Below are 26,110 nucleotides of genomic sequence, written 5' to 3'. Positions count from 1 at the left end.
GCGGCCGGACGGCCCCGCGTCCACCGGAAACGGTGTCCGGACGGTAGGTACGCGTTCCGGCGGGGTCAATATCCCGCGGGCCCGGTCGGGTACTGACGGCCCCCGATGCTGCCCTTTCGTAGCCGGACCAGTACTCGCGGTGGTCCGGTGTCTGTCCACTATGGACTACTCAGCGCCTTCCCGGCCCGGGGAGCCCGGCGTCGGCCAGTGCCGCCCAGAGCGGCCGCGCGTCGACCCGTTCGGTGGCCAGGCCCTCGACGAACTGGCAGCCGTACGCGGCGGCGGTGAGGGTCGTCGTCCGGTTCCCCGTGTCGGTGAACCGGAGCCGGTAGCTCGGCCCCAGTTCGGCGGTGCACACCGGGTCCGGCGGCGGTTCCGGCAGGCCGCACGCGGCGGCGGCGACCTTCTTGATCGCGGCCGCGTCGGTGCTGCGGCTCTCCCCGCGCCTGCCGTCCGCCGCGGCGGGCAACGGCGGGTACAGCGGCCCGCTGTCGACGAGTTCCCGCGGTTCGTAGGCGGCGGCGCACAGCGCGTCGGGCGACCCGGGCCGGGCGTCGCCACCGCACGCCACGGCGCCCAGGACGACCAGCACCACACCGGGGACCGCGGACCACCTGCGCATGGACGTGCCTCCCTCGTTGCGTCACTGCCCGGACGGAACGACCCCGCCGTCGGGTTGCACGCCAGCGGCACCGTTCGCCGGGAAAGCCGGACGGCCGGCGCGGGCGGGACGCCGGGCGCTGGTGTCCACATCGGACGGTAGGTGACCCGGGTGCCGTCCTGCCCGAGGCGTTGCCGCCGGTCAGTGCGGCGTATCGGTCCCCAGGGTGGGCGTGGCCGCGGCGAAGGCGTCGGCGGCGGCCAGGTCGAACTCGCCGTGGTCGCTGCCCAGCCCCTGGGCGACCAGGGCCGCGGCGGCCGAACCGAGCACGGCGGCCTCCCGCGGCGAACGGCCGAGGCCGGCGCCGCGGAGGAAGCCGGCGGAGAACGCGTCGCCGCAGCCGGTGGTGTCGACGACGTCGACGGCGAACGCGGGGACGGCGAGCACCTCCGCCGCCGTGACGACCAGCGCGCCCCGGGCGTCCCGGGTGACGGCGACACAGCCGACGCCGCGCTCGACCAGCGCCCGGGCGCCGTCCTCGAGCGTCTCGGCGCCGGTCAGGCCCAGGACCTGCTGTTCGTTCGGCAGCAGGTAGTCGAGGTGCGGCAGGGCGGGCGCGAGCCAGGCCAGCACCCCGGGATCGCCCGGAGCGAGCAGGTCGGCCGAGGTGACCACCCCGGCCGCCCGGGCGGGGGCGAGGAGCTTCGCGGCGTTCTCCCCGCCCATCAGCTCGGGTGCGCCGAGGTGCAGGTGGGTCGCCTGCGCGACGTCGGCGGCCGCGATGTCGTCCGGCCCGTAGGTGAGGTTCGCGCCGGGGACGTGGAAGGCGGGCCGGCTGCCGTCCGGGCGGATCGGGAGCACCGACGCCGAGGTCTGCACGTCCGCGCGGCGCACCACCAGCGACGTGTCGATGCCGTACCGGGACAGCATGGCCAGCAGCAGGTCGCCGATCGGGTCGGTGCCGATCGCGCCGGCGGTGCGGACCGCCGCGCCGAGCTTGGCCAGCGTCAGCGCGGTGCCGGCCGCGGTGCCGGCCGGGCCGAACCGGATCTGCTCCACCAGGGCCGCGCCCTGCCCGGGCGGGATCGCCGCCACCGGCCGGACCTGCACGTCGAACACGTGCGCGCCGAGCGTGATCACCGTCTGCGTCACAGATCCTCCTCGATCCGCCGGGTGCTGCCGTAGCCGCGCCGCAGCGCGGCTTCGACCACCGCGGCCTGCTGGGCGCCGTCCAGGACGCGGGGCGTGCCGATCGACGCCGCCCGCCGGTAGAGCTCGCAGACCCACTCGAGCAGCAGTGCGTTGTCCACCGCCGCCCGCAGCGCTGGGCCGTGCACCACCGCGCCGTGGTTGGCCAGCAGCGCGGCCGACTTGCCGTCGAGGGCGGTCCACACGTGCTCGGCCAGTTCCTCGCTGCCGAAGACGGCGAACGGGGCGACCCGGATGGCGCCGCCGAGCAGGAGCTGCTGGTAGTGCACGCAGGGGAGTTCGTCGAGGACCAGCGACACCGCGGTCGCCTGCGGCGAGTGCGTGTGCACGACGGCGCCGGCACCGCCGCGGCGGTGGACGCCGAGGTGCAGCTCCAGTTCCGAGGTCGGCGCCAGCTCCCCGGCGACGACGGTTCCGGCCAGGTCGACGACCGTCACCTGCTCCGGTGTCGCCCGTCCGAGCACGACGCCGGTCGCCGTCACCGCGACGAGGTCGCCCGCGCGCACGCTGACGTTGCCGGCGGTGCCGATCAGCAGGCCGGCGCCGGCCAGTTCGTGACAGGCCTCGACGACGGCCCGGCGCTCGGCCCGCAGGAGCGCGGTTTCCTCGGTCATCGGCTCAGCGTAGGACAAACATGAATCAAAGTCACTTTCAGGTTTGGCGGAGGCGACCGGCCGGTGCGTAGGCTCGCCGGCGGAGGAAACGATGCGGCCCCGACGGCGTGACCCCGACGGCGCCGCCCCGGAAGCGGTGAGGAGCCACGATGCGGAAATGGGCGGTCCTGGTCGCCGCGATCGTGCTGGAGGTGGCGGCGACGCTGGCGCTGCGGGCGTCGATCGACCACCCGTGGTGGGCGGCGCTGACCGTCGCGGGGTACGCCGGTGCCTTCGTGGCGCTGTCCGCGCTGCTGCGGCTGGGCGTCCCGATCGGGGTCGTCTACGGCATCTGGTCGGCCGCGGGCGTCGCGCTGACCGCCGTCCTGGGCACGGTGCTGTTCGCCGAGCCGTTCACGCCGCTGATCGGGATCGGGATCGCCGCGGTCATCGCGGGGGTGGTGCTGGTGGAGACCGGCCACGAGCGCGAGGAGCGCTCGTGACGTGGCTGCTGCTGGCGGGCGCGATCCTGTCGGAAGTGGCGGCGACGCTGTCGTTGCGCGCGTCGGAGGGATTGAGGCGGAAGCGCTGGGTCGTGCCCGTCGCGGCCGGCTACCTCGGTGCCTTCGGGCTGCTGGCGGTCGCGCTCGCCCACGGCATGCCGGTCGGCATCGCGTACGGCGTCTGGGCGGCGTGCGGGGTGGCGTTGACGGCCGTCGGCGCGCGGGTGTTCTTCAAGGACGCCCTGACCAAGCGCATGGCGGCCGGTGTCGGCCTGATCGCCGCGGGCGTCCTGATCATCGAACTCGGCGCGGCCGCCCACTGACCGGGCCTCCGCCGACGGCAGCGGCGGCCGACGTCCGATGTGGACGAACCCGGCTCAGGCCAGGACGACCGGTGCGGAGCTCTCGAAGCGGTACCCGACGCCGCGGACGGTGGTGATCGGGTCGAGGTGCGGTTCGAGCTTGGCCCGCAGCTTCCGGACGTGGACGTCGACTGTGCGGTCGTTGCCGTCCGGCCGCGGCCAGAGCGCGCTCTTCAAGGCCGCGCGGGTGAAGACCCGGTCGGGGTGGCGCCGGAGGAAGTGCAGCAGGTCGAACTCCAGCCGGGTCAGCGTGAGCGGGCGGCCCAGCAGCAGCACGCGCCGCGACTGCGCCTCGATGCGCACGAGCGGGGCCGAGACCAGTCTCAGGTGCGACCCCGGTTCGGCAGCGGGGAGCCGCGCCGGCGGGGCCACGACCTCGACCGCCGCCAGCCCGTCCAGCGCGGCGGTCAGCCGGGCGGCGACGAGTGCGGCGTCACCGGTGCGGCCGGTGAGGTCGATCCGGAGGTGCACCTCCGCGGTCGGATATCGGTTCGGCAGGATCGTCATGGCCGCGATTCTGGGCCGCCCGGGGCCGCGAGGGGAAACGCGCCCGGCCCCCGGAACGACTTGACGGCGCCCGGCTCGCGTGGGTCACGTCGGGCGGACCAACCACGCCCGACGCGTCCGGCGGGACACGTGGCCATTCCGGGCTTTGCGGTCGCGGCGCAGACGCGGGCGGTCGGGTGGACTGCGGTCGGGGCCCATGGGTGTCCTGTTTGTACAGTCCGCAGGCTCCTGGACTGCTGCGCGGCGGACGTCCAGCCCGTCGAGGTCGGCTTGACCGGCCGCGTGCCGCCGGTGGTGCCCCCGGATTCGGGGCTCGAAGTCACCGGCGGCTACCGCGCCGATCAGGCGAAAGACCCGGTCAACGGCGAGACGATCCCGCTGGTCGACGTCGACCGGCCCGGCCCGTCCCGCCGCCGGCCGGCCCCTGCGAAAGCCTCGGCCAGGAGCCGCGCGCGGTCATCTGCCCGCCTGCGGGCCGATCATCGAGTTCACGTCGATCGGCTTCGGGATGGCGCCGAGCTGCAGCAGCAGGTCCGGAACCCGTTGCAGGCGGCGGGAATCCAGGATCGAGCCGTAGCCCGGCAGGGTGAGCAGCTTGGCGGTGTCCTCGTCGATCTTGGCGAACCGGACCAGCAGCGGCTCGACCTTGGCGCGGTCGAACGTGGCGTCGTGGGTGGCCTTCTGCATCGCGCGCTGGAACGCCGCCAGTGTCTTCGGGTTCTCCTGCACCCACTTCCGCGTCGCGCCGTAGCCGGTCAGCGGGAAGTCCTGGGTCGCGCCGGTGTTGATGTCGATCACCGGGATCGCGCCGGCCGTCTTCGCGGCCTGCGTGATGTACGGCTCCGGCAGGTACGCGGCGTCGGCCTGGCCCTGCTGCAGTGCCGCGGCGATGTCGGGCAGCGGGATCAGCACCCATTTCACCTTGCCGAAATCGACGTTGTGGTCCTGCATGACCGAACGGGTGAGAAGATCCGAAGCGGTGTTCTTGGCGGTGATGGCGATCTTCGCGGTGGCCAGGTCGTAGATTGTTTTCACCGGCGAATTCGGGACCGTGACGATCGCATTGGACTTCGCGTTGACCGAGGTCGCGTCGGCGACCAGCTGCATATCGGCGGCGCCGGTGCTTCGCGCCGTGAAGAACGGCGGATAGGTCGAGAACGCGATGTCGGCGTCGCCCGAGATCGACTTCGCCAGCGAGGCCTGGCCGCTGGCGGCGATGACGGACTCGACGGTGAGGCCCTCGGCCTGGAAGTAGCCTTCGTCCTGGGCCAGCCAGAACGGTGCGAGGTCCGTGGTGGGCAGGATCGAGACCTTCAGCGTTGTCTTCTCCAGTCCGCCGCCCGGCGCGGCATGGGAGCCGGTGGCGCCGAGGGCGCCGCAACCGGTTACGACCGTGACGACCGCGAGCGCGAGCGCGGCGCGAACACGGGCACTGCTCCTGACTATTCCGAACAAGGTCTGCTCCTCGAAGGAGATGACAGTTGATGGACCGGCTCCAAGGAAGGTGGGTGATTCACTCCCCGGTGTCAGGCGGGCCACTGTAGGGACCCCGCCGGGGCATTGACAATGCGTGATGGCGCCCGATCCGGGATTTCACCAGAATGGCCGCACGAATACTTGATCGACGATCGTGCCCGCGGCCGGTCGCCGAGCCACTCGGCGTGAAGCTCCCCGGTGGCGCGGAAGCGGTGCGAAAACCGTGGCAGGCGAGCACCCGGCGAGGCGGAAAACCGCGGATCGGCGCGGAAATGCGACGGCGGCTAACCGGGTGGTTCGCGGTCGTGAAATCGCCTCCGCCGCAGGTGGCGCGGCTATTGTCTGCGACGGCAGGTATTGTCCGCGGCCACGTCGAAATCGTCGAAGCCCGCGCCGTGGACACGCAGCGTAGTCATCGCCGGAAGGCCGCGCCGGCCGCGGATGCCGCGCCGATCACCGGTGCGGCAAGGCATTCGACGGAGTCGGGGGCGGCCCACCCGATGTTGTCCGGACCAGTGCCGACCGGTGCGGAGGTGGCCGATGATCGGCCGGCGCCGGCCCCGGGAATCACGTTCGGATCACAATTCGGCGCATTTGCCGAAGGAGAGGTTTCATCGAAGCGAACTGCCGACTGCCGCCGCCTGTTCCACCCTTCCGAAGTGCACCTCTTGTTGGGCAACAGGTTTTACTCCTAAAATCGGCGTGTGCGACCGCTTACGGACGGTACTGAGCTGCTGGTCGGCCGGGACGGCGAGCTGTCCCGGCTGGTCGCGTGGACCCGTGACGTCGCCGCGGGCCGGGGCCGCGCCGTGCTGGTGGACGGCGAGCCGGGGATCGGCAAGTCCGCGCTGGTCCGGTCGGCCTGCGCGGCCGCCACCGACGCGGGCTGCCAGGTGTTCTGGGGAGCCGGCGACGAGCTCGGGCAGGCGCTGCCGCTGCTGCCGCTCCTGGACGCACTGGAGATCACACCGGTCACGCAGGATCCCCGTCGTGACGCCGTTTCCCAGCTGCTGGGCGGCGGCGCCGTCGCGGGCAAGGGCGCCGACCTCGCCGCCGCGGCCGCCGAGCAGCTGATCGCGCTGGTGGACCAGCTCTGCCAGGACGGCCCGGTCGTGCTGGTGGTCGACGAGCTGCAGTGGGCCGACAGCACGACGGTGGCGGTGTGGAGCAGGCTCGCGCGCTCGGTCCGGCAGCTGCCGTTGCTGCTGATCGGCGTGCTGCGGCCGGTGCCGCGCCGCGACGACCTGCGGTCGCTGTTCCGGATCGTCCGCCCGGCCGAGCGGCTGCGGCTGGGCCGGCTCGCCGAACCGGCGGTGCTCGAGCTGGTGGCCGCACTGGCCGGCGGCAAACCGGGGGCGCGGCTGGAGGAGCTGGCCGCCGGCGCGGCCGGGAATCCGCTGTACCTCACCGAGCTGGTCGACGCGCTGACCCGCAGTTCCTGCCTGCAGGTCGATCCCGCGGGCATCGCGGAGCTGACCGGTGCGGCCACGCCGGATTCCCTCCCGGAGGCGATCGCGGACCGGCTGGGTTTCCTGACCGAGCCGGCGCGGGCGGTGCTGCGCACCGCGGCGCTGCTCGGCGTCGGCTTCTCGGTCGCGGACCTGGTGACCGTGACCAACTCCTCGTTCGCCGAGCTGCTGCCCGCCCTCGACGAGGCCCGCGCCGCCGGCGTGCTGGTGGCGGCGGGCGACGACCTGGAGTTCCGGCACCCGCTGATCCGCACGGCGTTGTACGACGAGATGCCCACGGCGGTCCGGATCGCCTGGCACCAGTCCGCCGCGCTGGCGCTGGCCGAGGCCAACGCCCCGGTCGAGCGGGTGGCGCGGCAGCTGCTGCCGATGGTGTCCACAACGGACAGTCGCGTGCCGGTGCCGCCGTGGGCCGTGCGGTGGCTGCTCGACGTGGCCATGCCGTTGATCGGCCAGGCGCCGGTGGTCGCCGTCGCCCTGCTGAGGCGGGCGGTGCGGGACGCGCCGCTCGACGACGCGGTGACCGGGGCACTGGCCTGCCGGCTGGCCGACGCGTACTACCGGGTGGGCAACGTGGGCCAGGCCGAGCGGATCGCCTGCCGCGCCCTCGACCGCGTCCGCGACCCGGACGTGCGGGTGGACCTGCACACGACGATCGTCCAGAGCCGCGGGGCGACCGGCCGCGCCGCCGAGTCCCTCCCGGCGCTCGACGAGGCGCTCAACCAGCCGGGGCTGCACGCCCGGCACCGGGCGAGGCTGCTGGTGCTCATCGCGCGGATCCGGCGCTTCCTCGGCGAAGTCGACTCCGCCGGCCGGGCCGCTTCCGCGGCGCTGGCCGAGCTCGGCTCGGACGAGGACCGCTGGGCGACCGGCTGGGCGCTGCACGTGCTGAGCCAGGGCGCGATGACCCGCGGCGAGTGGGCCGCCGCGCTGCCGCTGTTCGAGCGCGCGATGGCCATCGTGCGGGGCGACCCGACGCTGATCGACCTCACCCTGCTGCTGCGCATCAACCAGTCGGTCACCTACGGCGCGCTCGACCGCTACGCCGACGCGCTGACCGCCGCCGGGCAGGCGCGCGAACTGGCCGAACGCACCGGCAGCGTGGCACGGCTGACCCAGGTCCAGAGCGCGATCGGGCAGCTGATGCTGGGCGCCGGGCGGTGGGACGACGCGCTGGCCGAAGTCGACGTCGTCGCGGACGACCGCAAGGACCCGAGTGTGGTGTGCTGCGACCACGGCGTCGCCGCGATCATCCACTTCCACCGTGACGAGGCGGCCGCCGCCCACCGCCACCTCGACGTCGCCGCCCGGCATTCCGGACGCGCCGGCGACGAAGTGGTGGAATCGCTGGTCCGCGCGAGGAGTCTCGCGTTCGAACACGCCGGCGCACCGGACCGGGCGCTCGCCGTGCTGACGGCCGTGCCGGCCGGCGAAGACGCGGGGGAGGAGCTGCTGGGCGACGCCGCCCGGCTCGCGATGGCGATCGGTGACGTGCGGACCGCGGCCGAAATCGAGGCGCGGGCGCGCGGGATCGCCGCCGAGTCCGCCGTGCCGCACCGCCGTGCGCTGGCCCTGTACTGCCGGGGCCTGCTCGAGCGGGACGCGACGCTGCTGCTGCGCGCCGCCGACGGCTACCGCGACGCGGGCCGGCCGCTTTCCCGGGCCAAGGCCCTGGAAGCGGCCGCGGTCGCCTTCGCCGAAGCGCGGCCCGACGACCGCGGATCGGCGCGGGCCGCGTTCACCCACGCGATCGACCTGTACGCGGAGCTGGACGCGCAGTGGGACGTGGCGCGGCTGCGCGCCCTGTTCCGGGCGTTCGGCATCCGGCGCGGCCCGACGGTCAAGCACCGGCAGGCCACACACGGCTGGGAAAGCCTCACCCCGACCGAGGGCCGGATCGCCGCGCTGGTGGTCGAAGGCCTGTCGAACCCGCAGATCGCGGGCCGCCTGTACCTCTCTCCCCGCACGGTCGGCACGCACGTCTCGCACATCCTGACCAAGCTCGGCGTGCATTCGCGCATCGACATCGCCCGGGAGGCGGCCCGCCACCAGTCCGCTTCGGGCTGAGCCGCGACGCCGTCCGGGAAAGCCCCCGCCCACGCCGCGGATCAGACCCCGAGCTCCGGTACCTCGCCGTGGGGGCGCACGGTCACCGGTGCGCGCAGCGCCTTGGCCGGGCGCGCCACCACCACGATGTGCCCGCTGCTGATCTGCCCGAGCAGCACCACGAGCACGAGCAGCAGCGGGACCCGCCAGGTCCCGGTGCCCGTGTGCAGCCAGCCGCAGACCAGCACGCCGAAGCCGGCGATGACGTACCCCACGCCCTGCACCACCGCCGACAGCGACACCGAACTGTCCTTGCTGCGCAGCGAGATCGTCGTGAGGGCGAAGGCGAGCGCTCCCATGCCCATGCCGGTGGCCGCCGCCCACAGCCAGGGCGCCGCCGCGGGCGCGAAGAGCAGCCCGGTGACGCCGACGACGTTGGGGGCGGCCAGCAGGACGACGAGCAGGGTCTGGTTGCGCCAGCGGCGGGTCCAGCCCGGCACCAGCCACATCATGGGCAGCCCCATGGCCATCGACAGCGCCAGGCACGCCCCGGCCGTCGTCGAGGGCACTCCGGCGCTGCGCAGGATGCCGGGCAACCACCCCATGACCAGGAACGTCACGGTGGAGATCAGTCCGAAGTGGATGGTCAGGGCGGAGGCCCGGACGGCTCCGGGCGCGGGCCGCGGCGACACGAACTCGCCGGGGGTGCGCTGCCACACCTGCTGGGCCACCAGCGCCGTGGTCGCCCACACGCCGAGGGCGACCCGCCACGACGACGACATGACCGCCGTCGGCGTGACCAGCGCTCCCGCCGTGCTGCCGACCCCGAGCCCGAAGGTGAAGGCGGCGGACCCCTGGGCCAGCAGCGGCAGCATGGTGCCGAGGACGGCGATGGACAGGCACGCCAGCGCCGTCCCGACCAGCAGCTGCACCGAACCCCCGAGGACCCGCCCGGCCAGGGACAGCACGAGCCCGACGAGGGCCACGGTCACCGTCCGGTGCGTCCCCACCCGGCTGCACAGCCACGGCGTCGCCCAGCCGCCGAGGCCGATGGCCCACAGCGGCAGGGCGACGAGCACCGCGGCGACGAGACCGCCGGCGACGGAGATGTCCGGCAGGGCCGCGCCCAGGCTGGTCACGGCCGGTCGCAGGTTCAGGGCGAGAACGAAGATCACCAGGGTGGAGACGGTGGTGGTAGCACGCGACATCGCTCCTCCTCGTCGTCGAGGCCGGAGCGGCAAACTCCGTAGCGCAATGTTTCTTGGCGGGGCCCTCCACAGACATCCGTCACCTGACGGATGAACGAACTCCGTTGTGCCTCAACGATTGTGGCGGTTTCGGCGGCGTCTGCGGATGGGCGTGCATCGGCACGGCCGGACGCCTCGGCCGCGGAAATCCGCCGGTTTCGGTGACGGTCCGTGGCGGGTGTGGCCCGGTGGGGGCGAAATCCGCTCGGGCGGCGCAGCGGAGCGGGCAGCGTCGTCACTGCCGGGGAGCGGCGGTCCTCAGCGCGTCAGGGCGAGGATTCCGTCCGTGTCGAAGGCGCGGAAGCCGGCGAACGGCGCCGGCGGCGTCAAGCGACCAGGCGGGGGAACAGTTCCCGGACACCCCGCCGGAGTTCGGCCAGAGCCGCGTCCTCGCCCGCCAGGTGGCGCAGCAGGGCCTGCTGGAACAACCCGTCGAACAGCGCGTACGCGTCCGCCGGGGAGCAAGTCGGCTCCGCCTTCGCGAGCGCGGCGTACGCGCTCACGTTCCGCCAGATCATGTCACGGAGGCTGTCGTCGATCTCGGCGACGTCGTCGCGGAACGCCGGCTCGAACAGGGACTGGGTGCGCAGGTCGTACCACATCCGGTGCATCAGGGGCGCTTCGCCGAGCGCGGCCGCCAAGCCGTCCGCGCACGCCGCCGCCAGCTGCTCCGGGGTCTCCGCCTCGCCGACGCCGCCTTCGTAGCGCTGCACGCACGCCGCCTTGTAGCGGCGGACGCAGTAGGTGATCAGCTCGACCTTGTCGGCGAAGTAGTAGTGCAGCAGGCCGTGGGAGAACTTCGTGTGCTCGGCGATCGTGCGCAGGCTGGTGCGGGCGTAGCCGAGGTCGGCCAGCGCCAGGAGCGCCGCGTCGGCCAGCTCCCGGCGGCGGTCCTCGAACTTGTCGGCCGGGGTCCGGCGCCTCACGGCGGGTGCGCTGGTCACCGGCCGAAGATACCACCCGAGGAGTTTCTGACCAATCGTCCAAGGAAATCTTGACATCCGTCCAAACGGCGGTCATGGTCTTCACCAGCCGCCGGCGAAGTCGGGAGGGACGACGATGTCTCTGTTCTTCTACCTCGAGAAAGGCGCCTCCCTGGACCCCGGGGCGCCCTGCTTGACCATCGAGGGGACCTCCCGGTCCTACGGCGAGGTCGTCGAGCTCGCCGAGGCCGTCGCCCGCGCGCTGCGGCACTCCGGCGTCGCCCCCGGGGACAAGGTCGGCATCCTTTCGGCGAACGACCCGACCGCCTTCACCTGCGTCTTCGGCATCTCCCGGGCCGGCGCGGTCTGGTGCCCGATCAACCCGCGCAACGCCGCGAGCGAGAACGCCGAGCTCCTGGACCTCTTCGACTGCACCACCCTGCTCTTCCAGCCCGCCTTCGAAGACCTGGTCCGCAAGATCGCCCCGGACCTGCCGAAGCTGACCACGCTCGTCCGCCTCGGCGAAAGCGACGGCGAAAGCGACGGCGAAAGCGACGACGACGGCTTCGCGCCCGGGTTCGCTACCTGGCTCGACGCCGCCCGTGAAGACCCCGCCCGTGAAGACCCCGCCGCGGCGGCCGCGCCGCCGGACGACGTCGTCGCCCTCGTCGGCACCGGCGGCACCACCGGACGGCCCAAGGGCGTCATGCTCACCGGCCGCAACCTCGAGGTCATGTCGGCGATCACGCTGATGAGCTACCCCTTCGAGGGACGCCCGGTGTACCTCGCCCTGGCCCCGCTGACCCACGCCGCCGGTGTCCTCTGCTTCCCCGTCCTGGCCCGCGGCGGTGAGGTCGTGATCATGCCCCAGCCCGACGTCGGCCGGTTCCTGGAGCTCGTCGAACGCCACCGCGTCACCCACACGTTCCTGCCGCCGACGCTCATCTACCTGGTGCTCGGCCACGAAGCCCTGGACGGCACGGACCTGTCGTCGCTGCAGTGCTTCTGGTACGGCGCGGCCCCGATGTCGACGGCCCGGCTGGCCGAAGCCCTCGACCGGATCGGCCCGATGGCCCAGCTGTTCGGCCAGTCCGAAGCCCCGATGATGATCTCGACGATGTCCCCGGCCGACCACCGGCGACCCGACGGAACCGTCCACACCGGACGGCTCGCGTCGGCGGGACGCCCGTCGCCGCTGGTGACGGTGGCGATCCTCGACGGCGAAGGAAACGCCCTCCCGCAAGGGGAACGCGGCGAGATCTGCGTGCGCGGGTCGCTGGTGATGGCCGGCTACTACCGCGATCCCGAGGCCACCGCGGAGGCGTCGGCCCACGGCTGGCACCACACCGGCGACATCGGTTTCCTCGACGGCGAAGGCTTCCTCCACATCGTCGACCGCGCGAAGGACATGGTCATCACCGGGGGGTTCAACGTCTACTCCGCCGAAGTCGAACAGGCGGTGCTGGCCCACGACGCCGTCCGCGACTGCGCGGTGATCGGCCTGCCCGACGACAAGTGGGGCGAGCGCGTCACCGCCGTCGTGCAGCTGCGGCCCGGCGCCGAACTCGACACCGGCGAGCTGATCGCGTTCGTCAAGGACCGCATCGGCAGCGTCAAGGCACCCAAGCAGATCGAGGTCTGGCCCGACCTGCCCCGCTCGACCATCGGCAAGGTCCTCAAGGCCGACATCCGCACGACCCTCACCGCCCGCTGAAGGGAACCACCATGAAACTCGCGCTCTACCTGCCCAACTTCCGCGACAAGGTGACCGTGCGCGAGCTCGGGGACCTCACCGCGCTGGCCGAGGACCTCGACTTCGACTCCGTCTGGACGCTCGACCGGATCATCGTCCCGGAAACGTCGGACACCCAGGAGATGGAGTACGCCTTCGGCATGATCGAGGGCTTCCCCAAGGGCCTGCCGGTCAGCTCGCGCGGCGAGTTCCTGCAGGGCATGCCGCTCATCCCGTGGCTGGCGGCGAAGACGTCGAAGGTGCGGATCGGGATGAGCATCATCGACACGCCCTACCGCGCCCCCGGCGTCCTGGCCGCCGAACTGGCGACCATCGACCACCTTTCGGGCGGCCGGCTCAACGTCGCCGTCGGCTCCGGCTGGATGCCCGAGGAGTTCGCCGCGGCGAGTGCGTCGCACCTGTTCCCCAAGCGGCACAAGCACGTCCGGGAAACCCTGGAGATCATGCAGGGCATCTGGACCAACGACCTGTTCGAATACCACGGCGAGTTCGCCGACTTCGGGCGCAGCGGGTTCGGCGCCAAGCCGGTGCAGAAACCGCACCCGCCGATCTTCTTCAGCGGGCTCAAGGACGCCAAGCGCTCGGCCGCCCGCATCGCGAAGTACGGACTGTCCGGCTGGATCGGCATCCAGGACTCGCCCGAGGACATCCGGCGCTGGCGCACCGAGATCCAGCGCGAGCTCGAGGCGCTCGACACCCCGCGGTCGGTCGACGACCTCGAGATCGCCAGCATGATCTGGTTCGTCATCACCGACGAAGACGCCGACCAGAGCCCCCTGGGCAAGGGCACCAACCTGCTCGTCGGTTCGCAGGCGCAGATCACCGACCAGCTCAAGCGCTACCGGGAAGCCGGGTTGACGATGCCGTTCCTGTGGCCGCCCTTCCAGGACGTCCCGGTGGCGAAGACGCTCGACGACATGAAGCGGCTCAAGGAAGAGATCCTGCCCAAGATCGACGCGATGTGAAAGGGACCAGCATGTCCGAACTCGAAGGAAAGCGCGTCTTCGTCACCGGCTCCGGTGCCGGCATCGGCAAGGCGATCGCGGCGCTGTTCACCGAACGCGGCGCCCGGGTCGTCGTGAGTGACCTCGACTCCCTTTCGGCCAAGCAGGCCGCCGACGAGATCGGCGCGGCCGGCGTCGCCAACTGCGACGTCACCGACGAAACCCAGGTCCAGACGGCGATCCAGCAGGCCGTCGAGCTCCTCGGCGGCCTCGACGTCCTGGTCAACAACGCCGGCATCGAGGTGTCGTCGCCGTTGCTGCAGCAGCCGACGGAGAGCTTCGACAAGATCTTCGCGGTCAACGTGCGCGGCACGTTCGTGACGATGAAGGCGGCGATCCCGCACCTGATCGAGTCGAAGGGCAACATCGTCAACATCGCCTCGATCGCGGGCCTCGGCGGCAGCCCGCTGCTCGGCTCCTACTGCGCGACGAAGGCGGCGGTGATCCAGCTGACCCGCGTCGCGGCGGTGGAAATGCGCCCGACGGGCGTGCGGGTCAACGCGGTCTGCCCGGGCTTCGCCGACACGGCCATGGTGGAGCGACTGGTTCCCGACTTCGAAGCGGCGACCCAGGTGCCCTTCGGCGACCTCGTCGCGGCCAAGCAGGGCCGGCTCGGCACCCCGCAGGACATCGCGGAGGTGACGGCGTTCCTGGCTTCGGACCGGGCGAGCTGGGTCACGGGCAGCCACTACGTCCTCGACGGCGGGCTGACCGCGTCGCTGGTCTGACGGCCGGCCACGGTGTAGGCGATGTCCGGCCCGGCGCGCTCCCAGAGGACGTCCGGGCCGGCCAGGCCCTCGGCGGCCAGCCGGCGTTTGACGACCTTGAACGTCGAGGTCCGCGGCAGTTCCCGGACCGTGCGCACGTACCGGGGCACCTGTTTGGGGCCCAGGTCCGGCTGCTCGGCGAGGAAGCGGCCGAACTCGGCGGGGGCCAGGGGGGTGCCGCCGGTGACGATGGCGGCCATCACCTGGTCCCCGGTCACCGGGTCGGGCACGGCGTAGACGGCGGTGTCGGTGATCGCCGGGTGCCGCAGCAGGATGCGTTCGATCGGTGCGGTGCCGAGGTTTTCGCCGTCGACGCGCAGCCAGTCGCCGAGCCGTCCGGCGAAGTAGCAGAACCCGTCGGCGTCGGCGTAGGCGAGGTCGCCGGTGTGGAACCGGCCGTCCCGCAGCCGTTCCGCGTCGGCTTCGGGGTCGCGGTAGTACCCGGCGAACCAGCCGGCGCCGGCCGTGTTGACCAGTTCCCCGACGGCCTCCGCGGCGTTGGCGAGGCGGCCGTCGGGACCGAACTCGGCCGGCGGGCACGGACGGCCGGTGTCCGGGTGCAGGATGGCCACGTCCTCTGTCGGCCGCCCCAGGGAGCCGGGCGGTGTGTCGTCGGTGCGGGCGAACCCCACGCCGCCCTCGGTCGAGCCGAACGCGTCGATCACCTTGCAGCCGAAGCGTTTCCCGAACGCGTCCAGGTCGGCGCCCGCGCCTTCGTTCCCGTAGACCAGCCGCAGCGGGTTGTCCGCGTCGTCCGGGCGCGGGGGAGTGGCGAGGACGTAGGACAGCGGCTTGCCCACGTAGCCGGCGTAGGTCGCGCCGAACCTGCGGACGTCGGGCAGGAAGCCGGACGCGGAGAACCGGCGGCGCAGGGCGATGGCCGCGCCCGCCGCGAGCCCGACGGCCCAGCCGGCCATCACGGCGTTGGAGTGGAACATCGGCATCGTCACGTACACCGTGTCCGCCGCGGACAGCCCGAAGCGCTCGGCGAGCATCGCGCCCGGGAACGCGATCTTGCCGTGGGTGCAGCGCACGGCCTTCGGGTCGCCGCTGGTGCCGGAGGTGAAGATCAGCATGAGCAGGTCGTCCGGGGCCGCGGGCACCGGGTCGATCGGGTCGGCCGCCGTCGCCCACGATTCGAGGTCCCGGACATCGATCCGGCCGAGGTCGAGCCCCTCCAGCAGGGGCCGGTACTTCCGCTCGGCGAGCACGAACTGGCAGTCGGCGAGCCGGATGTCCCGCGCCAGGGCGGCACCGCGCCGGGTGGGGTTGAGACCGACGAGCACCGCGCCGGCGAACGCGCAGCCGCCCAGCAGGAGCGAGAACGCCGGGACGTTGTCGGCCAGGATGCCGACGTGCGGCGGTTCGCCCGGGCGCAACGCCGCCCGCAGCCCGGCCGCGCAGCGGGCCGAGGCCCGGACGTGCTCGGCCCACGACCACGTCCGGTCCTCGAACCGCAGGCCCGGGCGCTCGTCGCCGGCGCGGGCCAGCAGCAGCTCGGTGACCGTCGGAACGCCCATCCGCACCTCCCGGCACCGGCGGCGACAACTGAAACGTGTTCTACTTTTACCACGGCCCGGGCCGCGGGGTCCACCGCGCCGGAACACCCGCGCCCGCGCGCGAGTTGTGCGTGGCATGAGTCAACTCGTGGACCGCACGCTCACCGCTCTCCGCACCGAGCACGACACGCTCGCCGGCCTCACCCGCACCCTCACCGACGACCAGCTGGCCGCACCCAGCGGCGCCGCGGAATGGACCGTCGCCCAGGTCCTGTCCCACCTCGGCAGCGGCGCCGAGATCGGCCGCGCGCCCATCGCGCGCGCCGCCGGCGAGACCGTGGCGGCCGAAGACAACCAGACGATCTGGGCTCGCTGGGACGCGTCCGCGCCGCGCGCGCAGGCCGAAGGGTTCCTGGAGCACAACGCCCGCTGGCTCGAAACCGTCGAGGCGCTCACCCCCGAGCAGCGCTCGTCGCTGACCGTCGACCTCGGCTTCCTGCCGGAGCCGGTGCCGCTCGTGACCGCGCTGGGCATGCGGCTGAGCGAGGTCGCCAACCACTCGTGGGACGTGCGCGTGGCCTTCGACTCGGGTGCCGGGGTGGCCGCCGATTCGGCCGCGGTGCTCGTCGACCTCCTGACCGGGCCGGTCGGGTTCATGCTGAGCTTCCTGGCCAAGCCGGCCGAGCTCGCGAAGCCGGTGTCGGTCGCGGTGCCCGGCGGCGCCCTGGTGATCGACGACGCGGTCACGCTGGTCGAGGACCTCGAGGCCCCGTCGGCGACGTTCACCGGGCCGGCGGAAGCGTTCGTCCGGTTGCTCAGCGGCCGGCTCAAGACGCCGTACGACCACGGTGTGCGCGTCGAGGGCGAGGTCACGCTCGACGAGCTGCGCCGGGTGTTCCCCGGCTTCTGACGAAACCGACGCCGGTGCCGTGGCTCAGCCGTTGCGGGCCATGGCGCCGGCGATCAGCAGGGCCAGCCCGTGCTCCAGGGCCGGCGCCAGGTCGAGGTGGAGCGCGGCCAGCGCCGGGTCCGCCTCGTACGCGGCGAGGGCGCTGGCGGACGGGCGGCAGTGGGTCCACAGCCCGCCGGTCAGGATCATCGCCAGCAGGCACACCGAGGCCGCTTCGCCGCCGACCTCGGGCACGGACCGGCGGAGCAGCGCGGCCATCGTGTCCAGCCCGCCGAGCGCCGAGCGCTTGAACCGCACCACGACGTCGGTGGAGACGTTGTGCTCCAGGACGCCCGCCTGGGCGCCGATGAGGTCGCACAGCACCGTGCGACGGGCCAGCGAGTGCGCGACCACCGCCGCGAACGCCTCGGCCCGCTCCCGCGCCGGGCGGTCCGGATCGACGCCCGCCGCGACCTCGTCGGCCACCTCGGTCAGCCAGTCCCGCAGCGCGCGGTCGAGCAGTTCGAGCAGCACGGCTTCGCGGGATTCGAAGTAGCGCAGGACGTTCGACTTGGCCAGGCCGACCCGGCGGCTGAGTTCGTTGAGGCTGACCTCGGCCACCGGCATCTCGTCGAGCATCTTCAACGCCGTGTCGAGGATCGTGCGGCGCCGCTCCTGCCGCTGCTCCGCGCTGCGCGCCCGCTGGAACGTCATGAGACCAGCGTAACGCCCGGGCCGCGCGATTGAAGACCGGCAGTCTCTTGACAGCAGACCGGCGGTTCCTTAGCGTCGGGGTCATAACAGACCGACGGTCCGAACGGGCCGCGACCCAGGAGGACAGCGATGAGCGAGCACTGGACCGAACGTGCCGTCCCGAGCCAGCGCGGCCGGGTGGCCGTGATCACCGGCGCCAACACCGGCCTCGGTTTCGCCGCGGCGAAGGTGCTCGCCGAGCGTGGCGCGACCGTGGTGCTGGCCGTCCGCGACGTCGGGAAGGGCAAGCAGGCGGCCGCGCGGCTCGGCGCGCGGGCCGACGTCACCGTGCGGGAACTGGACCTGGCGTCGCTGGAGTCCGTCCGCGCCGCCGCGGCCGGCCTGCACGCCACGCTGCCGAAGATCGACCTGCTGATCAACAACGCCGGCGTCATGTACCCGCCGCGGCGGACCACCCGGGACGGGTTCGAGCTGCAGCTCGGCACGAACCACCTGGGGCACTTCGCGCTCACCGGGCTGCTGCTGGACCTGCTGCTGCCGGTCGCGGGCTCGCGCGTGGTGACGGTCGCCAGCATCGCCCACCGCATCCGCGCGGGAATCCACTTCGAGGACCTGCAGTGGGAGAACTCCTACGACCGCGTCGCCGCCTACGGGCAGGCCAAGCTGGCCAACCTGATGTTCGCCTACGAACTGCAGCGCCGCCTCGCCCCGCACGGCACGACGGCGTCGCTCGCGGCGCACCCCGGCGTGGCCCGCACGGAACTGATGCGCAACTCGCCGGCCGTGCTGCGCGCGCTCTTCCCGGTGGTGGCCCCGCTGTTCACCCAGAGCTCGGAACGCGGCGCGCTGCCGATCCTGCGTGCGGCCACCGATCCCGCCGCCCTCGGCGGCCAGTACTACGGCCCCGCCGGCCCGGGCGGTTACCGCGGCCGCCCGCAGGTGGTGGCCTCCAGCCCCCAGTCCTACGACGTGGCGGTCCAGCAGCGGCTCTGGGCGGTTTCGGAGGAGCTCACCGCGGTGAAGTTCCCGGTCGGCTGAGCCGGCCGCCCAGCTCGATCGCCGTACGCAGGTCGCGCGTGTAGGCCTCGGGCTGTTCCCAGGCCGCGAAGTGGCCGCCCGCCGGGTGCTCGACGTAGCCGACGATGTTCAGGAACGCTTCGGCGTAGCTGCGGGGCTCGGGTTTCGTGTCGTGGGCGAACACCGACAGCACCGTCGGCGTCCCGATCCACGAGGGCACGGCGGCCGGTTCGGTGTAGGTGGCGAAGGACGTGCCGATCGTGCCGGTGACCCAGTAGGCGGTCACCCACGTGAGCAGCTCGTCCGGCGTGAAGGCGCCCTCGTCCGACCAGGACAGGAGCTTCTCGGTGAGCCAGGCGGCGAGCCCGGCGGGGGAGTCGCCGAGGGCGACGGCGAGCGTGTTCGGCCGCGTCGACTGCTCGGCGATGTACCCGCCGTCGGTGCGGAACCACTGCGCGGCCCGGGTGAGGTAGGCCGCCGCGTCGGGCGGCAGCTTCGCCGGGTCGGCGGTGAAGGCGTGCTGCGGGGCCACGTTCGTGAGGTGCAAGGCGGCCACGCGGTCCGGGTGTGCGGCCGCGAGGAGCTCGGCGACGACGCCGCCGACGTCCCCGCCGGACAGCGTGTAGCGGGTGTGGCCGAGCGCGTCGAGGGCGTCCGCGACGAGGGCCGCCATCCGTTCGGCCGACATCCCGGGGTCGGTCAGCGGAGGCGCGAACGGGAAGCCCGGCAGCGCGGGCACCACCACGTTCAGGTCGTCGAGCAGGGGCAGGACACGTTCGAACCGCAACACCGAGTCCGGCCACCCGTGCAGCAGCACGACGACCGGGGCGCCGGGATCGGCGGCCCGGCGGTGGAGCACCCGCAGCCGGGTGTCGCCCGCCGGCACCGTCTCCCAGGGCAGCTCGCCGATGCGGCGTTCGTGCACCGCCCAGTCGTAGCCGTTCGCCCAGTGGTCGAGGAGTGCGCCGAGGGTGGTGCCGTCGATGCCGCGGGCCGGATCGTCGCGCCACGGGAGCGGTACTCGCCGGGTGCGGTGCAGTCGTTCGCTGAGGTCGCCAGTCATGTGTATCACCGTACACATAATGTGTATGCTGGTACACATGACTTCGCGCAACGCGGCCGCCACGCGGTCCCGGATCCTGGCGGAGGCCCGGCGGCAGTTCGCCCGGCACGGGTTCGCCGCGTGCACGGTCAAGGGCGTCGCCGACGCGGCCGGCGTGTCGCCCAACCTGATCACGCGGTACTTCGGGGGCAAGGACGGCCTGTTCCTCGCGGCGACGCAGGTGGAGATCCCGGTCTCGGACTCCTTCGACGGCGACCGCGCGACGCTGGGTGCGCGGCTCGCGGCCGGCATCGTCCGGCGCTGGTCCGGCGACGCCGGCGAGGACCCGCTGCTCGTCCTGCAGCGCGCGTGCGGCGAACGCCCGGAGGCGGCCGAAGCGCTGGCCGCCTTCCTCGACGCGAACTCGCTGGAGCCACTGCAGCGCTACTTGCGCGACAGCGGACTGGCCGACGCCGAGGCCCGCCGCCGGGCCGAGGCGATCGACGCCTTCGTGCTCGGCGTCTCGACCCGCCGCCGGGTCCTGCGGTCCCGACTCGGCGACCCGGCCGAGCTGGAGGCTTGGCTGGCCGCGACCATCCAGCGCCTGGCCGACGGATGAGACCCGGCTGTGCGTGGCAGACTCCGGACATGGGGATGACGTCTTCGGAAGCCTTGCTGGTCAAGCCCTCGGTCCGCGCGCAGATGCCGAACCTGCTGGGGCTGACCGGTTTCCTGGTGCTCGAGGTGGTCGTCGCCGCGCGGGGGCTGTTTCCGACCTGGCTGGCGATCGCCTGCCCCGCCGTGTTCGTCGTGGCGCTGGGCATGGCCGTCGTCTCGGTGCTGCGGTCCCGCGGCGAACCGTGGCACGTGCGGCTCGGGGTGGACGGCGTCGAAGCGCGCGGGTTCGCGCCGGTGCCGTGGTCCGCGCTGGCGGAGGTGCGGATCTCCCGGCTGCGGCCGCGGTGGTTCTTCGTCCTGCAGCCGCAGCGGCTCCGGGTGGTCGCGTTCGTGCCACGCGTACCGGGCGCCGTGCCCGCGACCGTCGTCTTCGATCCGTTCCTGAACGGCAAGAAGTCCTCGAACCGGATGGCGCGGTGGCGCGCGAAGCTCTACGGGAGCCCGTTCCTGTTGCTCACGCAGACCGTCGACGCGACGCCGGAGCAGATCGCGGACGCCGTCCGGCGCCTGAGTGACGTACCGGTGGTCGAGGCCTAGTGTTCTTCGGTCGCCTGCTCGGGCTCCGGGCTGGCGGGCGGCGCGCTGCGGCGGAGGTCCGCTTCGGTCCGGATCCGGGTGCGGTTCGGGTTGGCGACCATGGTGGCGGTGGAGTTCTCGTTCACGTCCTTCGGTTACCCCGAAGGCCGGTCCGCCGAACAGTGACCCGCGGCACGGCCGGAGTGCGCGCGGCTCCCCGCTGGTGCAGCCGGGGTTCGGGCCCCGCGGCAACCTGCTCGGCACGGATCCGCCGGAACACGGCCGGATCGGTCTCCGGTCGCCGAGTGGGTGGCGGGCCGCCTGATGCGCGGCATCCGGGAGCTGCCGGTCGCGTGGTGACGGTCGCCGTCAGGACGACGGGCCGGTGCGCCGGACGCACGGGGTGGTGTTGCCGATGGTGAGCCGGTTTTCGATGCTGGCCTGGAGGCTCATGAGGTAGCCGTCGCGGGTGGCGTTGACGAACAGGTCACCGGGACGGCTGTCGGCACCCGGTGCCCAGCCGTGGGCGGCCCACCAGGCTTTGAGCGCGTCGAAGTAGCCGGCGTTGCGGGCCGCGACGATGCCGTTCACCCAGAAGCTGATGCCCACCATGACCTGCCCGGTGGGCTTGTCGGCGGAATCGGTGCAGTTGAGCGGTTGCGGGGGCAGCTCTTCGAGCGTGAAGCCCGGCGGGAACGTGCCCGCGGCGGCTTCGCGGATCTGGGCGGCCGCCGCGGTTTGGGCGTCGGCCAGGGAAAGGGCAGGTTTCATGTCGTCTCCGCATCCGGCCGTGGCGGCCAGCAGTACCGCGAGGACCAGAAGCGACCGGAGGATGTCCGGCGCCCTTCCGCGTCCTCGGATCGGAGCTGTCACGGTGCGCCCGCGATGACGGTGGCCATTCCGCGCAGCGACGGGGAACCGGGCGTCCAGTAGTCGCTGTGGCCCGCCGCCGGGTCCGACGGGAAGGAGCGGCCGCCGAACCAGCCGGTCGTCGGGTCCGGGCCCAGCGGGTCGACGCGGTCGAGCGCCGGGTTGTCGAAGTTCGTGAACGCGGGCACCGGGTCCATCGCCGACTTGGTGGCGTACACGTGGTGGCTCACCTGGCCGGCCGGGACGCCGTCGAGGCGCAGGTCGGTGGCGTGCTGCACGCCGGCGCCGGGACTGGCGACCAGGACGAGGTTGTCCGCGGGCAGGCCGAGGTCGCGGGCGGTCTGGCCGACGACGGTCGTGCCGTAGCTGTGGCCGATCACCGTGGAGTTGACCGGGATCGGGTCGTGGCTGGCGCCGAGGCCGTCCTGGAACCGGCGCAGCCCGGGCTCGGCGCGCTCGGCGAAGCCGGGGTCGGCGGCGTCCGGGATGATGCTCTGCGGGGCGTCGTACCCGGCCCAGGTGATGACGGAGGTCGGCACCGGGTTGACCCGGCCGGCGCTCTGGTTCATGATGTCGGCCCGCTGGAGGTCGGTGGCGAAGCCGTCGAGCCCGGCGTAGGTGCCGGGGACGTAGGTGGCGACGTTGCGGGCGTGGTCGGGGTTGCCGACGGCGACGATGGCGCGGCCGGCGTCGGCGGTGTCGATGCCGAGCAGGTACGCGGGTGGCTGGCCGGGCAGCGGGCGGGTGAGCCGCTCGTCGATCGCGTCCAGTCCCTGCAGTTTCCTGTCGACCGCGGCGGCCTCGCGCTCGAGGTCGAAGTACTCGCTCTGCTGGGCCGGGTCGGCCTGGTCGAGGCCGGTCATGCGGTTCCGCAGTTCTTCGCGCCGCTGCCGGAGGTCGGCGTACTGCCGGCCGAACACCGCGCGGTTGGCCTGGTCGCGGACCTCGGCGGGAAGGCCGTCCATGGCGCCGAGCGCGGCCGGCCGGTCGTGCAGGAGGACCGCGCGGCCGGCGGGGGACAGGCTGGCCCACCACGCCGCGGTCTGGGACGGCGTCGCGTTCGGCGGCGGTTCGGGCGGGGTGAGCCCGGGAGCGACGGCCGCGGCCGCGGCCGCGGCGGCCACGGTGGGTTCGTCGCCGGTGCCGAACTCGCCGGCTTCGGCGCGCTTCAGGACGGCGGCGAGGTCCTGGTCGATGTCGTCCGCGGTGCGCAGAGCCTGGGTGATGTCGTCGACGACCTGCTGGTGCGCCCGGGCCCGGTCGCCGGGGTCGAACTCCGGCGGCGGCTCCCCGGCGGGGAAGGTGTCGGTGACCGCGCCGGTGTCGGAGATGCGGTAGCCGTACTTGCGGGCGTACTCCTCGGCGTCGGTCACGGCGCGCTGCACGCCGGTGATGGCGTCGGCGGCCTGGGCGATGGCCTTGCCGACGACGCCGGCCCCGGCGGCCAGCTTGTCGATGCGGGCCATCAGCGCCCGGTGCGCGGACGCCGCCGTGTCGGCCGCGGGCCCCGACCAGCCGGCCACGGGGACGGTCTTGCCGTAGTCGTCACCGGAGTGGCTCAGCACGTCGAGCCGGCGGCGGATGGTCGCGTGGATTTCGTCGAGCCGGGCGGTGTTCCACCGCTTCACGTCGGACAGCGAAACCATCAGCGCGGGCCCCGCAGGGATCCGGCGCCGGCCAGGTCGTCGCGGCCGGTCCCGTCGGCGGCCTGGTACCGGTCGGCGGCCGTGGCCAGGCTCTCGGCCTGGGTCTCGGCGTCGGCGCACCAGGACCGGAACGTCGTCGTCCACGCCTCGCCCGCGGCCGGGGCGGTCCCGGCGGTGGTGCCGCCCGGCATGGCCGTCGCCAGCCCCCGGACCGGTTCCCCGCAGTCGGCCCCCCGCAATTCGGCCACCGCGTCGGCCGCACATCTTCGCGCGGCGCGCAGTGCCTCCGGAATCGTGTGAAAACCCATTTGTCCCTCCCCGTAGCGACCTGGTCACGGTAAGACACAGATATGCCGGGGGGCAACCGGAACCACGCGGAAGGGCGCGGTTGACCTGCTTCTGTCCAATACTTTCGGGTGGTTGTGCACGGCGGTGTCTTCCTGTTGTGACACCGAATCCGGAGGTCGGAAGCGGCGGTGAACAGTCGTCGGCGCGGTATTCGATCACGATTTCCGCGCCGAAAGCCGCCCATTTCTTCACCGTGTTCCGCTCGATGAGCCATCCGGGAACAACCGGCGAACGGATGATCGCCTGCCCCGAATGGGGCAAGATGGCCGGCATGACATTGCCTCCCCTTCCCGAGGAAACCTTCCGGCGCGTGCTCTGCGTCGTCGCCCATCCGGACGACATGGAGTACGGCACGTCCGCGGCCGTCGCCCGCTGGACGGCACGCGGCATCGAGGTCGGCTACCTGCTGCTCACCCGCGGTGAAGCCGGCATGCCGAACCCGCCGGAGGAGACGGCCCGCCTGCGCGTCGCCGAGCAGGAGGCCGCTTGCGCGGCCGTCGGCGTCGAGCACCTGACCGTTCTCACGCACCCGGACGGCGTCCTCGTCTACGGCCTCGACCTGCGTCGGGACATCTGCCGCGAGATCCGCCGGGTCCGGCCCGACGCCGTCTTCGGCGCGGGGTACGAGGTCCTGACGCCCTACGGCTTCGACCAGGCCGACCACCGGGCGGCCGGGCTGGCGACGCTCGACGCGATCCGGGACGCGGGCAACCGGTGGATCTTCCCGGAGCAGGTCGAGCACGAGGGCCTCGAACCGCATTCCGTGCGCTGGTACCTGACACCCGGCGGCGAGGACGCGACGCACGGCGTCGACGTCACCGGCGAGCCGCTGCGCCGCGGCGTCGCCTCGCTCGAGGCCCACGCGGCGTACCTGGCCGCGCTCCCGGACCACCCGGCGCCGGCCGATTTCCTCCCGGAGTTCGCCGCGATGAGCGGCAAGGTGATGGGGGTCGAGCACGCGGTGCTCTTCCGCGCCCACGACCTGCAGGCACCACCGGGGCTGCCGGCCGACGCACAGGAGTGACGGGCTTCGTAGGTCCGGAAGACTTCGGCGGCCGCGTTCCGCAGGGCCGAATCCACCGCGGTGAGCGTCACCCCTCGAGCCCGAGGTGGGAACGCAGCGTCGAGCCGGTGTACTCGGTCCGGAACGAGCCGCGCTCCTGCAGCAGCGGGACGACCTTGTCGGCGAACTCGTCGAGCCCGCCCGGGGTGACGTGCGGGACCAGGATGAAGCCGTCGCTCGCGTCGGCCTGGACCAGGTCGTCGATCGACGCCGCCACCGTCGCCGGGGAACCGATGAACGTCTGCCGGCCGGTGACCTCGATGATCAGGTCGCGGGTGGAGAGGTTCTTCGCCTCCGCGAGCTGCCGCCATTCGCGGGCCGTGGCGACCGGGTCGCGGTACATGCGGACGCTCGCGCGGCCGGGGGCGATCGTCGTGTCGCCGACCACGGGGTCGGTCGACGGCAGGGGGCCGTCCGGGTCGTGGCCGGACAGGTCGGTGTTCCACACCTGCTCGAGGAACTTGATCGCGGTCTGCGCGCTGACCTGCTGCCGCCGCACGACATGGGCGCGCTCGTGGGCGTCGGCGTCGGTGTCGCCGAGCACGAACGTCGCCGCGGGCAGGATCACCAGCTGCTCCGGCGTGCGGCCGTACTTCGCCAGGCGGCCCTTGACGTCGGCGTAGAACGCCTGCCCGGCTTCGAGGGTGCCGTAGCGGCTGAAGATCGCGTCGGCGGTGGCGGCGGCGAATTCGCGGCCCTCGTCGGAGTCGCCGGCCTGGATGATCACCGGGCGCCCCTGCGGGCTGCGCGGCACCGGGAACCGGCCCTCGATGTCGAAGTGCTCGTCGTGGTGGGCGAACGCGCCGGCCCGGGTGTCGCGCAGGAACACGCCGCTGCCGGTGTCGGCGGCGATCTCGTCGCCGCGCCAGGAGTCGAACAGCTCCCAAGCCGTCCGCAGGAACGTCTCGGCGCGCTCGTAGCGCTGGTCCTGGGGCAGGAACCCGCCGCGGCGGAAGTTCTCGCCGGTGAAGGCGTCCCACGACGTGACGACGTTCCACGCGGCGCGCCCGGCGGAAAGGTGGTCCAGCGAAGCGAACTGGCGGGCCACCTCGAACGGCTCGTTGAACGTCGAGTTGATCGTGCCGGCCAGCCCGAGCCGCTCGGTGACCGCGGCCAGCGCGGACAGCACGGTGAAGGTGTCCGGGCGGCCGACGACGTCGAGGTCGTAGATCTGCCCGTTCTGCTCGCGCAGCCGCAGGCCTTCGGCCAGGAAGAAGAAGTCGAACTTCGCGCGCTCGGCGGTCTGCGCGAGCTTGACGAAGGAGCTGAACTCGATGTGGCTGCCGGCCTCGGGGTCGCTCCACACGGTCGTGTTGTTGACGCCGGGGAAGTGCGCCGCGAGGTGGATCTGCTTCCGGGTCATCTCGG

27 protein-coding genes are annotated in these 26,110 nt (G+C 72.9%); 12 read left to right on the top strand and 15 right to left on the bottom strand.

Going from position 1 to position 26,110, the window contains the following annotated elements; all coding sequences use genetic code 11:
• Positions 1-169: 169 nt before the first annotated feature.
• The 3 genes from ACLJOU_RS35500 to ACLJOU_RS35490 all read right to left on the bottom strand — a co-directional run bounded on the left by ACLJOU_RS35500 (position 170) and on the right by ACLJOU_RS35490 (position 2,424).
• Entirely contained in the window at positions 170-622 is a 453-nt protein-coding gene (locus ACLJOU_RS35500; RefSeq protein WP_410573639.1) for a hypothetical protein, read from the bottom strand.
• Positions 623-802: 180 nt separating this feature from the next.
• A complete protein-coding gene (locus ACLJOU_RS35495; RefSeq protein WP_410573638.1) occupies positions 803-1,753 on the bottom strand; it encodes a carbohydrate kinase family protein in 951 nt (316 codons plus the stop codon).
• Entirely contained in the window at positions 1,750-2,424 is a 675-nt protein-coding gene (locus tag ACLJOU_RS35490) for a class II aldolase/adducin family protein (protein WP_410573637.1), read from the bottom strand. Before ACLJOU_RS35490 ends, ACLJOU_RS35495 begins: the two co-directional genes overlap by 4 nt.
• Positions 2,425-2,573: 149 nt before the next feature.
• Here ACLJOU_RS35490 and ACLJOU_RS35485 point away from each other — a divergent pair, with 149 nt between their 5' ends.
• Entirely contained in the window at positions 2,574-2,906 is a 333-nt protein-coding gene (locus tag ACLJOU_RS35485; protein WP_410573636.1) for a DMT family transporter, read from the top strand.
• The gene (locus tag ACLJOU_RS35480; RefSeq protein ID WP_410573635.1) at positions 2,903-3,229 is read left to right on the top strand and encodes a DMT family transporter; all 327 of its coding nucleotides are present in this window, start codon (positions 2,903-2,905) and stop codon (positions 3,227-3,229) included. Before ACLJOU_RS35485 ends, ACLJOU_RS35480 begins: the two co-directional genes overlap by 4 nt.
• Positions 3,230-3,283: 54 nt before the next feature.
• Here the strand turns inward: ACLJOU_RS35480 and ACLJOU_RS35475 are convergent, their stop codons facing one another.
• Entirely contained in the window at positions 3,284-3,775 is a 492-nt protein-coding gene (locus tag ACLJOU_RS35475) for a winged helix-turn-helix domain-containing protein (protein ID WP_410573634.1), read from the bottom strand.
• Positions 3,776-4,231: 456 nt separating this feature from the next.
• Positions 4,232-5,230, bottom strand: a complete 999-nt coding sequence (locus tag ACLJOU_RS35470; protein WP_410573633.1) for an ABC transporter substrate-binding protein — start codon at positions 5,228-5,230, stop codon at positions 4,232-4,234.
• A 206-nt stretch (positions 5,231-5,436) separates the two neighbouring features.
• Here ACLJOU_RS35470 and ACLJOU_RS35465 point away from each other — a divergent pair, with 206 nt between their 5' ends.
• Both ACLJOU_RS35465 and ACLJOU_RS35460 read left to right on the top strand, forming a co-directional pair.
• Entirely contained in the window at positions 5,437-5,946 is a 510-nt protein-coding gene (locus ACLJOU_RS35465) for a hypothetical protein (protein WP_410573632.1), read from the top strand.
• Between the two features lie 9 nt (positions 5,947-5,955).
• Positions 5,956-8,787 carry a helix-turn-helix transcriptional regulator gene (locus ACLJOU_RS35460; RefSeq protein ID WP_410573631.1) on the top strand — a complete coding sequence of 944 codons (2,832 nt, stop codon included), beginning with the start codon at positions 5,956-5,958 and terminating at the stop codon, positions 8,785-8,787.
• 41 nt (positions 8,788-8,828) lie between these two features.
• Here ACLJOU_RS35460 and ACLJOU_RS35455 read toward each other — a convergent pair whose 3' ends face one another.
• Both ACLJOU_RS35455 and ACLJOU_RS35450 read right to left on the bottom strand, forming a co-directional pair.
• Complete coding sequence (locus ACLJOU_RS35455; protein ID WP_410573630.1) at positions 8,829-9,974, bottom strand: MFS transporter; 1,146 nt, start codon at positions 9,972-9,974, stop codon at positions 8,829-8,831.
• Between the two features lie 365 nt (positions 9,975-10,339).
• Complete coding sequence (locus ACLJOU_RS35450) at positions 10,340-10,957, bottom strand: TetR family transcriptional regulator (RefSeq protein ID WP_410573629.1); 618 nt, start codon at positions 10,955-10,957, stop codon at positions 10,340-10,342.
• Between the two features lie 115 nt (positions 10,958-11,072).
• Between ACLJOU_RS35450 and ACLJOU_RS35445 the strand changes: the two genes are divergently transcribed.
• Genes ACLJOU_RS35445 through ACLJOU_RS35435 form a run of 3 tightly spaced genes read left to right on the top strand, consistent with a single transcriptional unit; the run spans position 11,073 to position 14,421 of the window.
• Positions 11,073-12,650, top strand: coding sequence for an acyl-CoA synthetase (locus ACLJOU_RS35445; protein WP_410573628.1), 1,578 nt, complete (start codon positions 11,073-11,075; stop codon positions 12,648-12,650).
• Positions 12,651-12,661: 11 nt separating this feature from the next.
• On the top strand, positions 12,662-13,654 hold the full coding sequence (locus ACLJOU_RS35440) for an LLM class flavin-dependent oxidoreductase (RefSeq protein ID WP_410573627.1): 993 nt from the start codon (positions 12,662-12,664) through the stop codon (positions 13,652-13,654).
• An 11-nt stretch (positions 13,655-13,665) separates the two neighbouring features.
• Positions 13,666-14,421, top strand: coding sequence for an SDR family NAD(P)-dependent oxidoreductase (locus tag ACLJOU_RS35435; RefSeq protein ID WP_410573626.1), 756 nt, complete (start codon positions 13,666-13,668; stop codon positions 14,419-14,421).
• Here ACLJOU_RS35435 and ACLJOU_RS35430 read toward each other — a convergent pair.
• A complete protein-coding gene (locus ACLJOU_RS35430; RefSeq protein WP_410573625.1) occupies positions 14,382-15,980 on the bottom strand; it encodes a long-chain-fatty-acid--CoA ligase in 1,599 nt (532 codons plus the stop codon). The two genes, ACLJOU_RS35435 and ACLJOU_RS35430, sit on opposite strands and share 40 nt — an antisense overlap.
• Before the next feature lie 115 nt (positions 15,981-16,095).
• Between ACLJOU_RS35430 and ACLJOU_RS35425 the strand changes: the two genes are divergently transcribed.
• Positions 16,096-16,869 (top strand): maleylpyruvate isomerase family mycothiol-dependent enzyme, encoded by a 774-nt coding sequence (locus ACLJOU_RS35425; protein ID WP_410573624.1) that lies wholly within the window; start codon positions 16,096-16,098, stop codon positions 16,867-16,869.
• Between the two features lie 24 nt (positions 16,870-16,893).
• On the opposite strand, the gene ACLJOU_RS35420 is transcribed toward ACLJOU_RS35425, so the two are convergent.
• On the bottom strand, positions 16,894-17,562 hold the full coding sequence (locus ACLJOU_RS35420) for a TetR/AcrR family transcriptional regulator (protein ID WP_410573623.1): 669 nt from the start codon (positions 17,560-17,562) through the stop codon (positions 16,894-16,896).
• A gap of 129 nt (positions 17,563-17,691) precedes the next feature.
• On the opposite strand from ACLJOU_RS35420, the gene ACLJOU_RS35415 reads away from it, so the two are divergent.
• On the top strand, positions 17,692-18,600 hold the full coding sequence (locus ACLJOU_RS35415) for an SDR family NAD(P)-dependent oxidoreductase (RefSeq protein ID WP_410573622.1): 909 nt from the start codon (positions 17,692-17,694) through the stop codon (positions 18,598-18,600).
• Here ACLJOU_RS35415 and ACLJOU_RS35410 read toward each other — a convergent pair.
• A complete protein-coding gene (locus ACLJOU_RS35410; RefSeq protein WP_410573621.1) occupies positions 18,572-19,642 on the bottom strand; it encodes an epoxide hydrolase family protein in 1,071 nt (356 codons plus the stop codon). The genes ACLJOU_RS35415 and ACLJOU_RS35410 overlap by 29 nt on opposite strands.
• A 37-nt stretch (positions 19,643-19,679) precedes the next feature.
• On the opposite strand from ACLJOU_RS35410, the gene ACLJOU_RS35405 reads away from it, so the two are divergent.
• Both ACLJOU_RS35405 and ACLJOU_RS35400 read left to right on the top strand, forming a co-directional pair.
• Positions 19,680-20,240, top strand: a complete 561-nt coding sequence (locus ACLJOU_RS35405) for a TetR family transcriptional regulator (RefSeq protein ID WP_410573620.1) — start codon at positions 19,680-19,682, stop codon at positions 20,238-20,240.
• Positions 20,241-20,269: 29 nt separating this feature from the next.
• Positions 20,270-20,836, top strand: coding sequence for a hypothetical protein (locus ACLJOU_RS35400; protein ID WP_410573619.1), 567 nt, complete (start codon positions 20,270-20,272; stop codon positions 20,834-20,836).
• Here the strand turns inward: ACLJOU_RS35400 and ACLJOU_RS35395 are convergent.
• The 4 genes from ACLJOU_RS35395 to ACLJOU_RS35380 all read right to left on the bottom strand — a co-directional run bounded on the left by ACLJOU_RS35395 (position 20,833) and on the right by ACLJOU_RS35380 (position 23,639).
• Complete coding sequence (locus ACLJOU_RS35395; RefSeq protein WP_410573618.1) at positions 20,833-20,961, bottom strand: hypothetical protein; 129 nt, start codon at positions 20,959-20,961, stop codon at positions 20,833-20,835. The two genes, ACLJOU_RS35400 and ACLJOU_RS35395, sit on opposite strands and share 4 nt — an antisense overlap.
• 223 nt (positions 20,962-21,184) lie before the next feature.
• Positions 21,185-21,586, bottom strand: coding sequence for a hypothetical protein (locus tag ACLJOU_RS35390; RefSeq protein WP_410573617.1), 402 nt, complete (start codon positions 21,584-21,586; stop codon positions 21,185-21,187).
• A 98-nt stretch (positions 21,587-21,684) separates the two neighbouring features.
• Entirely contained in the window at positions 21,685-23,313 is a 1,629-nt protein-coding gene (locus ACLJOU_RS35385; protein WP_410573616.1) for an alpha/beta hydrolase, read from the bottom strand.
• Positions 23,314-23,330: 17 nt separating this feature from the next.
• The gene (locus tag ACLJOU_RS35380; RefSeq protein ID WP_410573615.1) at positions 23,331-23,639 is read right to left on the bottom strand and encodes a hypothetical protein; all 309 of its coding nucleotides are present in this window, start codon (positions 23,637-23,639) and stop codon (positions 23,331-23,333) included.
• Between the two features lie 302 nt (positions 23,640-23,941).
• On the opposite strand from ACLJOU_RS35380, the gene ACLJOU_RS35375 reads away from it, so the two are divergent.
• On the top strand, positions 23,942-24,703 hold the full coding sequence (locus tag ACLJOU_RS35375) for a PIG-L deacetylase family protein (protein WP_410573780.1): 762 nt from the start codon (positions 23,942-23,944) through the stop codon (positions 24,701-24,703).
• A gap of 67 nt (positions 24,704-24,770) precedes the next feature.
• Here the strand turns inward: ACLJOU_RS35375 and ACLJOU_RS35370 are convergent, their stop codons facing one another.
• Positions 24,771-26,105, bottom strand: coding sequence for an NtaA/DmoA family FMN-dependent monooxygenase (locus ACLJOU_RS35370; RefSeq protein WP_410573614.1), 1,335 nt, complete (start codon positions 26,103-26,105; stop codon positions 24,771-24,773).
• Positions 26,106-26,110 lie beyond the last annotated feature (5 nt).

Source organism: Amycolatopsis sp. cmx-4-61 (genome assembly GCF_046548775.1).
In the GTDB taxonomy this organism is placed as follows: domain Bacteria; phylum Actinomycetota; class Actinomycetes; order Mycobacteriales; family Pseudonocardiaceae; genus Amycolatopsis.
This window is presented reverse-complemented; position numbering and strand designations above follow the sequence as displayed.

What these genes read in the sequence shown, in the direction of transcription:
- ACLJOU_RS35475 (WP_410573634.1), bottom strand. Translation starts at nt 3,775, where the DNA reads ATGACGATCCTGCCGAACCGATATCCGACCGCGGAGGTGCACCTCCGG.
- ACLJOU_RS35380 (WP_410573615.1), bottom strand. Translation starts at nt 23,639, where the DNA reads ATGGGTTTTCACACGATTCCGGAGGCACTGCGCGCCGCGCGAAGATGT.
- ACLJOU_RS35370 (WP_410573614.1), bottom strand. Translation starts at nt 26,105, where the DNA reads ATGACCCGGAAGCAGATCCACCTCGCGGCGCACTTCCCCGGCGTCAAC.
- ACLJOU_RS35415 (WP_410573622.1), top strand. Translation starts at nt 17,692, where the DNA reads ATGAGCGAGCACTGGACCGAACGTGCCGTCCCGAGCCAGCGCGGCCGG.
- ACLJOU_RS35405 (WP_410573620.1), top strand. Translation starts at nt 19,680, where the DNA reads ATGACTTCGCGCAACGCGGCCGCCACGCGGTCCCGGATCCTGGCGGAG.
- ACLJOU_RS35440 (WP_410573627.1), top strand. Translation starts at nt 12,662, where the DNA reads ATGAAACTCGCGCTCTACCTGCCCAACTTCCGCGACAAGGTGACCGTG.
- ACLJOU_RS35500 (WP_410573639.1), bottom strand. Translation starts at nt 622, where the DNA reads ATGCGCAGGTGGTCCGCGGTCCCCGGTGTGGTGCTGGTCGTCCTGGGC.
- ACLJOU_RS35425 (WP_410573624.1), top strand. Translation starts at nt 16,096, where the DNA reads ATGAGTCAACTCGTGGACCGCACGCTCACCGCTCTCCGCACCGAGCAC.
- ACLJOU_RS35445 (WP_410573628.1), top strand. Translation starts at nt 11,073, where the DNA reads ATGTCTCTGTTCTTCTACCTCGAGAAAGGCGCCTCCCTGGACCCCGGG.
- ACLJOU_RS35420 (WP_410573623.1), bottom strand. Translation starts at nt 17,562, where the DNA reads ATGACGTTCCAGCGGGCGCGCAGCGCGGAGCAGCGGCAGGAGCGGCGC.
- ACLJOU_RS35455 (WP_410573630.1), bottom strand. Translation starts at nt 9,974, where the DNA reads ATGTCGCGTGCTACCACCACCGTCTCCACCCTGGTGATCTTCGTTCTC.
- ACLJOU_RS35435 (WP_410573626.1), top strand. Translation starts at nt 13,666, where the DNA reads ATGTCCGAACTCGAAGGAAAGCGCGTCTTCGTCACCGGCTCCGGTGCC.
- ACLJOU_RS35490 (WP_410573637.1), bottom strand. Translation starts at nt 2,424, where the DNA reads ATGACCGAGGAAACCGCGCTCCTGCGGGCCGAGCGCCGGGCCGTCGTC.
- ACLJOU_RS35430 (WP_410573625.1), bottom strand. Translation starts at nt 15,980, where the DNA reads ATGGGCGTTCCGACGGTCACCGAGCTGCTGCTGGCCCGCGCCGGCGAC.
- ACLJOU_RS35400 (WP_410573619.1), top strand. Translation starts at nt 20,270, where the DNA reads ATGGGGATGACGTCTTCGGAAGCCTTGCTGGTCAAGCCCTCGGTCCGC.
- ACLJOU_RS35410 (WP_410573621.1), bottom strand. Translation starts at nt 19,642, where the DNA reads ATGACTGGCGACCTCAGCGAACGACTGCACCGCACCCGGCGAGTACCG.
- ACLJOU_RS35375 (WP_410573780.1), top strand. Translation starts at nt 23,942, where the DNA reads ATGGCCGGCATGACATTGCCTCCCCTTCCCGAGGAAACCTTCCGGCGC.
- ACLJOU_RS35390 (WP_410573617.1), bottom strand. Translation starts at nt 21,586, where the DNA reads ATGAAACCTGCCCTTTCCCTGGCCGACGCCCAAACCGCGGCGGCCGCC.
- ACLJOU_RS35485 (WP_410573636.1), top strand. Translation starts at nt 2,574, where the DNA reads ATGCGGAAATGGGCGGTCCTGGTCGCCGCGATCGTGCTGGAGGTGGCG.